This window comes from Actinomadura sp. CNU-125 (genome assembly GCF_001942465.1).
In the GTDB taxonomy this organism is placed as follows: Bacteria; Actinomycetota; Actinomycetes; order Streptosporangiales; family Streptosporangiaceae; genus Spirillospora.
Genome location: NZ_MKJY01000182.1, coordinates 1 through 10,642 on the forward strand (window position 1 = coordinate 1; position 10,642 = coordinate 10,642).

Annotated in this window: 7 protein-coding genes; all 7 read right to left on the reverse strand. The window is 74.7% G+C overall.

The features are described 5' to 3' along the window. Positions 1 to 23 precede the first annotated feature (23 nt). On the reverse strand, positions 24 to 3,209 hold the full coding sequence (locus BJF79_RS21455) for a hypothetical protein (protein WP_075899941.1): 3,186 nt from the start codon (positions 3,207 to 3,209) through the stop codon (positions 24 to 26). Next, the gene (eccCa, locus tag BJF79_RS21460; protein ID WP_083733637.1) at positions 3,191 to 7,318 is read right to left on the reverse strand and encodes a type VII secretion protein EccCa; all 4,128 of its coding nucleotides are present in this window, start codon (positions 7,316 to 7,318) and stop codon (positions 3,191 to 3,193) included. Before eccCa ends, BJF79_RS21455 begins: the two co-directional genes overlap by 19 nt. Positions 7,319 to 7,431: 113 nt before the next feature. Beyond that, positions 7,432 to 7,905 carry a WXG100 family type VII secretion target gene (locus BJF79_RS21465; protein ID WP_075899945.1) on the reverse strand — a complete coding sequence of 158 codons (474 nt, stop codon included), beginning with the start codon at positions 7,903 to 7,905 and terminating at the stop codon, positions 7,432 to 7,434. Between the two features lie 49 nt (positions 7,906 to 7,954). Continuing rightward, positions 7,955 to 8,260 carry a WXG100 family type VII secretion target gene (locus BJF79_RS21470; RefSeq protein ID WP_075899947.1) on the reverse strand — a complete coding sequence of 102 codons (306 nt, stop codon included), beginning with the start codon at positions 8,258 to 8,260 and terminating at the stop codon, positions 7,955 to 7,957. Between the two features lie 13 nt (positions 8,261 to 8,273). Continuing rightward, positions 8,274 to 8,909, reverse strand: coding sequence for a hypothetical protein (locus BJF79_RS21475; RefSeq protein ID WP_075899949.1), 636 nt, complete (start codon positions 8,907 to 8,909; stop codon positions 8,274 to 8,276). A 52-nt stretch (positions 8,910 to 8,961) separates the two neighbouring features. Continuing rightward, positions 8,962 to 9,693: an AAA family ATPase gene (locus tag BJF79_RS21480; RefSeq protein ID WP_075899951.1), complete on the reverse strand. Its 732-nt coding sequence runs from the start codon at positions 9,691 to 9,693 to the stop codon at positions 8,962 to 8,964. Then, on the reverse strand, positions 9,693 to 10,642 hold a 950-nt coding region (locus tag BJF79_RS21485; RefSeq protein ID WP_262402374.1), incomplete at its 5' end, for a right-handed parallel beta-helix repeat-containing protein. The genes BJF79_RS21480 and BJF79_RS21485, both read right to left, overlap by 1 nt.

Consider the following 10,642-nt stretch of genomic DNA (forward strand, 5'->3'; position numbering starts at 1 on the left):
ATGGCACGCCGATTGGTGCAGCTCTACATCGGACTGGCCCTGTACGGCCTCGGATTGGCCCTGCAGCTGTCCTCGCCGAGCCCTCCTGCACAGGCGCCGAACCGCCCTCCTTCCCGGGCGCCGAACCGTCCTTCGCCGAAGACGAGCCCACCTTCCCGGGCGTCGTCGCCGCGCTCGTCCACGCCCTGCGACGCGGCCGGGGGCCTGCCGCCGCCGCCCTTGCCGGACGAGCCGGGGGGCGTGCCCTCGCGCGGCGGCGGTGCGGCGGGCCTGTCCGCGCCGCCGAGCGTGCGGCCGTCGCCGGTGAACGCCGACTCGCCGGGGGTGGGGCCTCCGCGGCCGATCGGGCGGGCGAAGCCGGGGGTCGGCTCCTGGATGCCGACGTCGAGGCGGATGAGCGGCGCCCCGTCTTCGGGAAGCGGGGTCCGGTGCTGGACCGGCCCCACCTCCACCGTGCTCCCGCCGGGGCGGTGGCCGGTGCCGCCGCCCCGTCCGGACGACGAGCCGCTCTCGGACGGCGGGGACGAGTGCAGGCCGCCGCTCTTCTTCGTCAGGACCGTGTTCGTGCCGCCGTCGGCCCTCGGCTTCTCGGTCGTGGCCGGACCGGACGTCGTCCCGTCCTGCTTGCCCGCGGGGGGTGACTTCAGCGGGCCGTCGCCGCCCGCTCCCGTGCGGTCGTGGGCGGCCTGGCCCGCGTTATCGCCCGGTGTCGCCCGCGCGGGGGGTTTCGGCCCGCCGACCGGCTTGCCCTCGCCGGAGAACGGCCGCGCGCCGGTGGGCGCGGCGCCGTCGCGGTCGCCGAACGTGAAGGTGACCGGCTGGCCGTACTCGACGCGCGTGGGCGGCGGCGGGGGCTCGTTCGCGGTGGGCCGCGACGTCGTCGGCTGCTCCGCCGGTGGGACCGGCTTGCCGTCGCCGACGCGGCGTCCCGGGTTCTCCAGGGGGGACGCCCCGTCGGTCTTGGGGCCCGCCGCGGGGTTCGGCCGGTCCGTCGTGATCGAGATCCGGATGTCGCCGTCCACGATGTTGAACTTGCCGACGCCCGGGTGCACGACGTACTTGTTATTGCCGAGGCCGCCCGGGGGCACCCGGATCTCCTGGCCCTCGATCCAGACGTTGACCTGTCCGTTGCCGTCCTTCGGCACGTTGCGGATGGGCACGGTCTGGTCGCCGCGGGCGGGGACGGTGCCGCCGTCGAGCGTCCGGCCGGGTTCGTCGAAGGGGGTCCGGGTCGGCGGCGCGGGCGGGTCGCCGCCCGTCTTCTCGACCGTCACCGTGACCTTGGGGGCATCGCCGCCGCCCGGCCTGCCGGGCGTCCCGTTCCCGGGCGACGACTTCGGCGGCGCGTCGCCGGACTTCGACGGGAGGAAGTCCAGGGTGATCCGGTCGGTCTGGGAGCCAGGCCGCGGCGGAGCGGACGACCGGTCCCCGCGGTCGCCCGGGTTCGGCTGCGGCTTGCCCGACGCGGGCATCTCGCCGGGACGTCCGGCCACCGGGACGTCGCCCAGCGTGCGGCCGGGGCCCTTGAAGGGGGACTCCGGGACGGGGTCGACCGGGCGGCGGATGTCGAGGTGGACCTCGAAACCGCCCCGGCCCTCGCCGCCGCGGCCGGGGGGCGGCGTGCCCTGGGGGTCGGGTTCGTCCCGGCCGCCGGGACGGACGGCGACCGGGGTGTCCGGGGTCGGGGTCGGGTCGGGGCGCACGGGCGACGGGGCACGCGTCGGCGTGGGCTCCGGCGACACCGGACGGGACGACGGCGCGGGTTCGTCGGTCTGCACGGAGACCGGGACGCTCCCGTCGTCCGATCCGGCCTTCCCGGGACGGCCCGGCAGCGGGGTCGGCTCCGGGCTGCTCGTGGAGACCGAGTCCTGCGAGCCGCCACGGCCCGGGGGTGTCGGGTCGGGGTCGAGCTTCGCGGGGACCGGGTTGGGACGGGACGTGTCCGGCCTGTCCGGCCTCGTCGTGGCCTGCACGCCATCGGCACCCGATCCGGACCTGTCCGGACGGACCGGCAGCGGCGTCGGCTCCGGGACCGCCGGGGAGTTCCGGCCGCCGCTGGCGGGTGTCGCCCGGTCGCCGGGGGGCGGTGCGGGTGCGCGTCCGGGCGGGTGCCGGTTCGGCACCGCGACGGGGGTGACGGACGAGTCGGACGTCCGGCGGACCGGCGGGGGCCCGACCGGGGTCTCCTGCCCTCCGCCGCCGCGCTGGACCGGGGCCGACACGGGCGCGTCGGCCGGACCGGTCTTGTTCACCGGCGCGGACTTGTTCGAGGCGGTCGTGACGCCGTCGGAGCGGACTTCGCGGGGGGACGGACGACGGGCGGGCCGCCCGTGTCGCCGGTGAGGTTGAGCGGGGTCTGGTCCGGCCGCACGGGGGCGGGCCTGGTGGCGCCGCCGACCCGGTGGCCGCCGCCTCCGCCGCCGAAGCCGCCGGAGCCGCCCGGGGCGCTGTTGCCCGGGGCGTTGCCGCCGCCCCGGCCCCAGCGGGGCGGCGGGATGACGATCGGCACCTTGCCGTGGTTGCTCCCCCAGGCGAGCGCGCCGCCGAGGAATGCCGCCGAAGGCGGCGCCGACGCCGATGTTGACGACCTCGTGCCCCCAGTCGACGTGCCAGTCGGCGCCCGCGGCGGCGGTGCCGAGGCCGAGGGCGGCCATGTCGATGCCGAAGGTCGTGACGCCGCCGACGACGGCGCCGAGGGCGAACTCGGCGGCGGTCGCCGCCAGCCAGCCCATCCGCGTGCCGATCTGAGTGATGACGTTGACGATGGTGCCGATGAGGCGGGCGACGAGGCCGATGAAGGAGGCCGCGATGCCGAGCGGCAGCAGCACGACGTTCAGCAGGAAGCTGAAGATCATCGTGAAGTACTGCTTGTTGGCCTCCTCGGCCATCTTCTCGGCCTGGTTCTTGATGCCCTCGACGTAGGCGTGGATGCTCTGCCCGACGGTCCACGCCGCGTCCGCGGCGTTGCGGATCATCGGGGTCATGTTGTTGCCCCAGGTGGTCTCCGCGGTGTGCCCGGCCTTGCCGGTCCAGGCGAAGGCGGCGACGTCGGCGGCGAAGCTCGTGTCGCCGCTGTGCAGGGCGTCGCCGAGGAGGATCCACTGGTTGCCCAGCTCGGTCATGGCGTCGAGGTCGAGGGCCTCGGTGAAGTCCTCCCAGGTGTAGCTGCCCGGGGCGTTCCCGTCGCCGCCTACTTCGTACTCGGCCATGCGCCCACCCCTTCGGGGGTCTCCGGAGGACGGGACTCGTACGTCAAGGTCTCGGTCTCCTCGTCGAACGCGGCGTGGATCAGTTCCGGGTCGGTTCTGCGGCGGAGGAGCACGCCCCGTCCCGGTATCCGCTGCGCGGCCCGCTGGTCGCCGAGCAGCGCCCCCTCGCGGGGGTCGCCGGACAGGATCAGCCCATCGGAGCCGAACTCGCGGAGCCGGCCGAGCAGCGGGTCGGCCATCAGGGAGCGGGACGCGCCGCCGACGCGGCGGGCGAGGACGATGTGGAAGCCGAGTTCGACGCCCTGGCCGACGAACCCGGCGAGGGGCGCGAGGGGGCCGCGGCCGGGGCCGTCGGCGACGAGTTCGTAGTCGTCGACGACGAGGTAGAACTCGGGGCCCTCCCACCAGTCGCGGTCGCGGAGCCGGCGGGAGTCGAGGCCGGGGGGCGGCATGCGTTCGCGGAGCTTCGCGACGACCTGGTCGATGAACGTCTCGGCCAGCTCGGGGTTGCCCGCGTGGGCGCCGATGTACGGTTCGGGCACGGCGTCGAGGAGGCTGCGGCGGTAGTCGACGACGATGAAGCGGACGTCCCACGGCGAGTGCCGGCGGGCGGCGCCGCGCATCCAGGCCCGCAGGAACGAGGTCTTGCCGGAGCCGGCGTCGCCGAAGACGAGGAAGTGCGGCTGCCCGGCGGTGAGGTCCAGCCCGACCGGCCGCAGGTCGCGCTGGGACAGCCCGATCGGGATCTCGGCGCCGGTGAGGACCCGGCCGCCGCCCTCCCACGGGTCGTGGACCTCGGTGCCCGCCAGCTCGTCGAGTTCGGCGACGGTGACCTGCTGCGGCAGGACCTTCAGCGGCGGCGCGGCCGGGCCCGGCCAGGCGGCGGCGATCTCGGTGATGAGCCGCTGCTGGGCGTCGGTGAGGTCGTCGACGCCGTCGGACGCGTCGAGCCGCGGGAGGGGGACGTGCATGGGGATGCCGGGCGGCATCAGCCCGCGGCCGGGCCGGGTGCGGCCGATCCGGCGGGTCTCCTTGCGGTTGATCTCCGATTCGGCGGGATCGTTCAGGTTCAGTTCGAGGCGGCCGGGGATGCTGTCGCGGAGCGCGGGCCGGAGTTCGGCCCAGCGTCCCGCGGTCAGCACGACGTGCACGCCGACGCCGAGCCCCCGGGTGGTGATGTCGGTGACGAGCGCGGACGCGTCCTCCAGCTCGCCGCGCAGCGCGCCCCAGTTGTCGATGACGAGGACGACGTCGGCGGCGCGGACCCCGGCGGGGAGCGCTCCCGCGTCGCGCATGCGGCGGAAGTCGATGGCCTGCACGCCCAGCTCCGCGAACATGCGCTCGCGCACGTCCACCAGCCTGGTCACCTCGGTGAGGACGCGCCGGACGCGTTCGGGGTCGCGGCGGGACGCGACGCCCGAGACGTGCGGTGCGTCGGCGAAGGGCAGCAGCCCGCCGCCGCCGTGGTCGATGCAGTAGAACTGCAGCTCGTCGGGGGTGTGGGTGAGCATCGCGCTGAGCAGCATGGTGCGCAGGAAGATGCTCTTGCCGCTCTGCGGCGCGCCCACGAGGACGAGGTGGCCGTGCAGCCCGGCGAGGTCCAGGACGAGCGGGCGCTGCTCCTGCCGAGCGGGCAGGTCCGCGACGGCGACGGGGAACGACAGCCGCCCCGGGGTCGGCCACACCTGGCTCTGCAGGCCGCGCCCCTCGACGGGTTCGGCGGGCGCGAGCAGCGGGTCGAGGGGGTAGGCGGCGGGCAGCGGCGGAAGCCACACCTGGTGGGTGGGGGCGCTGCTCGCCGCGAGCTTCGCCACGACGAGGTCGAGTTCGGTCGTGCCGGTCTCGGGCCGCGGGGCGCGGGCGGGACGCGGCGCGGGCTCCTCGGCGACCGGCGGCGTCCGCAGCGTGTACGGGACGGGACGGACGGGTGCGGTGCCGGGCTCCTGCGGTGCGTCCGTCTCGTGCAGCCGGGACACGTGCGCGACGCGGAACCGCTCGAAGACCGACTCGTCGACCTTCAGGTAGGCGGAGCCGGGGATCGACGGCAGCCGGTACGCGTCGGGCGTCCCGAGCACGGCGCGGCTCTCGGCGGCGCTGAACGTGCGCAGCGCGATGCGGTAGGACAGGTGCGACTCCAGGCCGCGCAGGCGCCCCTCCTCCAGCCGCTGGGTGGCGAGCAGCAGGTGCATGCCGAGGGACCGGCCGACCCGGCCGATCTGCACGAACAGGTCGATGAAGTCGGCCTGCTGGGACAGCAGCTCCCCGAACTCGTCGACGACGATCATCAGGTAGGGCAGCGGCGGCAGCGGGGCGCCGTCCACGTCGGTCCCGCCCGCGAGCTGCTTGAGCTGGTAGTCGCGGATGGAGTCGACGTTCCCGGCGCGGCGCAGCAGCCGCTGCCGGCGCTGCTGCTCGCCCGCGAGCGCGGCCCGCACCCGCTCGACGAGCGCGTGCTCGTCGCTCAGGTTCGTGATCAGGCCCGCGACGTGCGGGAGGCCGGTGAGCCCGGCGAACGTCGCACCGCCCTTGAAGTCGATCAGGACGAACCCGAGGTGCTCCGGCGAGTGCGTCGTGGCGAGCCCGGTGACGAGCGTGCGCAGCAGCTCGCTCTTGCCGGAGCCGGTCGCGCCGACGACCAGGCCGTGCGGCCCGATCCCGCCCTGCGCCGACTCCTTCAGGTCGAGGACGAGCGCCTCCCCGTCGCCGGACACGCCGACGGGGACCTGCAGCATCTCCTCGGCGTCCGGCGCCCGCCAGACGCTGCTCGGGTCGAGCGCGGCCAGGTCGCCGATGCCGAGCATCCCCGGCAGCGACACCGACTGGGCCAGCACCTGGTCCTGCTCGCCCGACAGCCGCAGCGGCGCGAGCGCGCGGGCGATGCGGGAGCGCAGCGCCGGGGACGGCCGGTCCACCGCGACGTCCTTGACGTCGGCGCGCAGCCCGATGTGCGGGCCTTCGAGGGTCGCGCGGCCGCGCGCGTCCAGCCGGACCCGGACGTCCACCCGCTCCGGCTCGTGCGCCTCCTCGGTGACGACGCACACGACCGTGATGCCGAGCTGCGCGCCCGCCTCGGCGATCAGCCGGACGACGAGCGGCGACTGCGCCCACACGGTCCGCGGGTCGTAACCGTTCAGGACCATCACGAGGCGCCGCTCGGGCGGCTCCTCGGCGGTCATCGAGATGAGCCGGGTGCCGCGCGCGGCGCGGGCCGCGACGGCCCGGTCCAGCTCGGCCTCCAGGTGGTCGGCGAGCCCGTCGAGGCGTTCGGCGACCAGCGGGACCACCTCGGTGCCCGGGTCGCGGGCGTCCGGCTCGAAGGTGTGCGGCAGCCACTTCGCCCACTCCCACGCCGGGTCGCCGGCCGTCACGACGGCGAGCCGGACGTCGTCCGGCGCGTGCAGGACGGCGACCTGGCACAGCAGCGCGGCGGCGGCGGCCTCGGTCTGCGCGGGCGGGCCGAGCAGGCTGACCACCCCGGCGCGGCCGAGGTCGATCCACGCGGGCTGGCCCTCGACCGTCCCCTGGGACCGGACGAGTTCCTCCGCCGCGTGCAGCGACCGCGGGTCGTACTCCACCGCGGGGTCGGAGCGCCGGTTCGTCGTCATGGTCAGGGCCAGCGGCCCGTTCCCGGTGCCGATCCGGACGCGGAGGTGGTCGGGGTCCCCGGGGCGGCGCTCCCACACGCGGCGGCGGCGCTCGGCGATGGCCCAGAGCCGTTCCGGGCTCGGATGGATCCAGGCGGCGGCGAACCGCTGCACGCGGGCGACGTCGCGCGCCTGCCCGCGCAGGTCGGCGAGGTACTCCAGGTAGCGCTCGCGGTGCCGCTCGCGCGTCCGCCGGTTCCGGCCGCGCGACTGCATGTGGACGCCGAACGTCAGGCCCACGGCCGACACCACGAACACGACCCCGAGGACGATCATCCAGCGGCGTCCGGTGGAGACCAGGTACGCGGCCATGCTGACGCTGGTCAGCAGCGGGAGGAGCAGCATGACCATGCTCGACATGGTGTTCTGCGGCTGCATCTGCGGCGGGGCCGCGATGCCGAGCTTGTCCTCCGGCACGGGTGGCGGCGCCATCCGGGCGGGGCGGTGAAAGGCGATCCTGCTCATCGGTTTCGGCTGCCTAAGGGGATGTCTGCGGGGACGGGGGCGCGCGCGGGGCACGCGGGCGGGCGCGCGGGCGGGCGCGCGGGCGGGCCTGGTCGTCCCGCGCGCCGCCGGCGTCAGTAGTCGGCCGTGATGGCGGTCTTGTTGGTGTCGAGGACGTCCTTGGGCTTCTCGTCGCTCGGCTCCTCGTCCGTCCCGTCCCCGTTCGCGAGCTCCTCGGCGGTCGGGAGGCTGGAGGCGAACTTCGACCAGATGCCCGCCAGCCCGGACTCGGCCTTGCCGTAGTTGTCGCCGGCGACGCCGACGCCGCTCGCGATGGCGTTCAGCACGCCGGTACTCGGATCGGCCTCGGTGCCGAACAGCTCCTTCATCACCGCGAGCCACCGCCGGTTGAAGTCCTCGGCCTCCTGCCGGCTGAAGCCGTTCCACCCGTCGGCGGTGAGCCCGTTCAGGGTCGTCTGGACCCGGGCGAGGCTGTCCGCGATCTCCTGGGCGAGCGTGTGGAGCCGCTTCGCCGTGTTCTGGAGCCCCGTCGGCCCGACCGCGATCTTCTCTACGGAGTCGTAGTCCGTCGTCCCGGAATCGGCCATCGTGGGCGCCTCCCTTCAGCTCAGGTCGTGAGGGCCGGGTCGGGCCGGCTCAGGTCGTGAGGTTGCCGACGTTGCCGCTCTCGGCCGCGGCGTAGTTGTCGTACGACGTCTCCATCCGGACGATGAGGTCGCCGAGCAGGTCCAGGACGTCCGCGGACGCCTTGTCGAACCAGGTGCGGACCTCCTCGAACGTGCCGAAGGCCGGGCTGTTCCAGTCGCTCGACAGGCCCTTCGTCTTGAGCCCGATCTCGTCCAGATCGGCGGAGATGGCGGTCTGCTCGGCGGTGACGCCGGTGATGGCGGTCCGGAGCGTCCCCAGGTCGATCCTGAATCCGCCCGGGATTTCCTCTGCCATGGCAAGCCTCCCTTCAGCCCGTGACCGTGTTGCCCGGCGGCGGCGGGAACATCGAGTTCCGGTCGGCCTCGGCGTAGACCTGGCCCGAGTGGTTCGCGAGCGCGATGTACTCGCCCACGCGTTCCAGCACACCGCCGATGTGCTGCAGCGCCTTCTGCTGCACCGGGTTCATCTGCGCCGCGAACTGCTGCGCGGTCTCCTGCCAGACGCTCGGGTCATCCTCGTCGTCGCCGCCCCAGTACATGCCGGTCGAGAAGTCGAAGGATCCGTTGTCCTCCTCCATCGACTGCTGACCGAAGATGGTGTCCTGGTTGGCAAGGACGCTGCTCCGGAGCGTCTCGTACCGGGTGACGAGATCCCGCGAGGTGGAGAGCATCGCCCCGAGCTGGGTCGCCATGCTGTCGAGGTTGATCGAGAAGGCCTCGGCGACGGACGACGCCTCCTCCGGCGGCTCGCTGCCCGCGTCCTGGCCGATGTCCTTCGGGGGGTCGTCGAAGGACGGACGGGTCTCCCAGACCGTCAGATCCGGGGAGTCGGTGTTCCCCAGGTCCGGCGGCGGAGGCGGTTCGGCGTTCTCGTCCCCCTCCTTGGCCTCGGTGTCGACCTCGATCGGGTCGTCGTCGTACTCCGAGGTGATCGGATCGGTCACTTGTCCTCCTCCTCGTTCGCGGCGGCCGTTCTCGCGGGGGCGGGGCGGCCGCTCACAGGGCGTCCGTTTCCGGGAGGTCCGCGGGCAGCAGCGTCGTCAGGTCCGCGGGGTCGGCCGCGGCCAGGTCGTCGGCGATGCGCTGCGCGTGCCGCTCGGTCATCAGCTGGAAGACCTGCCGTGCCGTGCGGCCGTTGCCGAACTGCCTCCCCCTGGGGAGTTCGTCGAAGAACCGGTGGAGGGACTCGACGGTCTCCGCCGGGCACTCGTACCGGTGCCGGTCGGCGTGGTGCCGCACGATCCGCACCAGCTCGTCCGACCCGTAGTCCTCGAACGTCAGGGTGCGGGTGAAGCGCGAGCCCAGCCCGGCGTTGGACGAGAGGAAGCGCGCCATCTCCTCCGGGTAACCGGCGACGATCACCACGACGTCGTCGCGGTGGTCCTCCATCAGCTTCACCAGGGTCGAGATCGCCTCCTGCCCGAAGTCGGTGGGCTGCGCCCGCGGGACGAGCGCGTACGCCTCGTCGATGAACAGCACGCCGCCGAGCGCCCGGCGGAACACCGCCTGCGTCTTGGGCGCGGTGTGCCCGACGTACTCGCCGACCAGGTCGCCCCGGTCGGTCTCGACGAGATGGCCGCCCTCCAGCAGGCCGAGCGCGTGCAGGAACCCGCCGTACAGCCGCGCGACCGTCGTCTTGCCGGTGCCCGGGTTCCCGGCGAAGACCAGGTGGCGGCTCAGCGGCGGCGGCGGAAGGCCCGCCTCCCGCCGCACCTTCACCATCTGCATCAGCTTGGTGAGCCCGACGATGTCGTGCTTGACGCGGTCGAGGCCGACCAGCCGGTCGAGTTCGGCGCGCAGCTCCGCGAGCCGCTCCTCGGGCGTCCGCTCGTCCGCCCCGGCGCCGTCGCCGTCGCGGCCGCGCCGGTCCGGGAGCCCTTCCGCGCGCCCGGGACGGCCGTCGCGGCCCCGGCGGCGGGGACGCGGCCCGCCGGCAGCACGCCGTCGCGCACGCCCTCCGACCTGCAGTCCTCCACGACCGGTTCGGCGCCGTCGCAGACGACGAGGTCGTGGTCGCCGCCCTCGACCGCGCAGCGGCGCAGGACGGGCGCCGCACCCGCCTCGACGTAGATCGCCGGGTATCCGGCGTCCGAGATCCGGCAGTCCTCGAAGCTCCCGGCCGCGCCCTCGGCGACGAACACGCCGTTGCGGGCGGGACGCTCGACGGTCAGGTCCCGGACGCGCGGCCGGGCCCGCGCCCCCGCGAACAGCCCGGTGCCCTCGACGTCGTGAACGGTGCACCCGTCGATCCGCACGGTGCTCCCGGCGTCCAGGAAGATGCCCGTCGAGCCGGTGCGCCGGACCCGGAGGTCCTCCAGGACGGCGCCGCCGCCCGGGCCGACCTCGACGCCGACCTCCGCGACGTCGCCGACCTCGCAGCCGGACACCAGCGGGCGGTGCGTCGTGCGCAGGGCGATCCCGTTGCGGACGTGCTCGATCCCGCAGTCGCGCAGGACCGCGTCGCCGCCCTCCACGAGGACCCCGGCCAGCCGCGCGTCCCGCACCCGCGTGCCGTCCGCCGCCAGCTCGGCCCGCTCGCACACCCGGATCCCGTACTCGGGGGTCTCGCGGATCCGGCAGTCCGTCAGCGTCGCGCGCGCGCCGTCGGCGAGGTGGACGGCCGTGTACGCCGTGTCCTGGACGTCGCAGTCGGCGAGCGTCACGTCGGCGCGTCGGC